Here is a 605-nt window from a genome sequence, read left to right on the forward strand (position 1 = left end):
GGCGGTGTCCAGCAGCGCGGTGCGGGCGGCGCGGGCGTCCGGGTCGGGGTCAAGCAGGGTGGGGTGGTGCTTGCGCCGGGGGTCGAGCACGTACCGGGCGCCGGTCTCGACGGTGACGTCGAGTCGGTGGTGGTCGAGCCGGCCCGCGACGTGCGCGGTGCGGGCGGGCAGGTCGGCGGCGGTCGGGTCGAGGTGCATGTGGTCGAGGGTGAGGCTGACACCTTCGTAGCCGAGGTCGGCGAGCAGGGCGAGCGCGTCGTCGAGCCGGAGATCGGTGAGGCCGTTGGTGCCGTAGGCGAAGCGCAGGCCACCGGGTGGGGCGGGGGCGGCGGTGGGCGGACCGCCGTCGGCGGCGTGGCCGCCGGTGGGGGGACGGCCGGTCATGTGGGGCTGACCTTTCTGGAGAGGCGCCGGGCGAGCGGGAGCAGGGTGAGCAGTGCCAGCGCGGTGCGGGGGGCTCCGGCGCGGGCCGCCAGCGCCGACTGGAGCGGGATCATGGCGCGGATGCCGCCGCCGACGGCCGCCTGGAGGAAGTGCGGCGACGGGTTGAGGGTCGCGTGGACCAGCGGCCTCAGGCAGCTCACGGCGTAGAGCGCGGCGCCGGT

Annotated in this window: 2 pseudogenes; both read right to left on the reverse strand. The window is 76.9% G+C overall.

Annotation, left to right across the window (positions count from 1 at the left end):
* Positions 1–384, reverse strand: a pseudogene (locus ACYVE9_RS30120) (sugar phosphate isomerase/epimerase); the annotation flags it as partial.
* Positions 381–605: pseudogene (locus ACYVE9_RS30125) on the reverse strand (SCO3242 family prenyltransferase); the annotation flags it as partial. The pseudogenes ACYVE9_RS30125 and ACYVE9_RS30120, both read right to left, overlap by 4 nt.

The sequence above is a fragment of the Streptomyces sparsus genome (genome assembly GCF_054776295.1).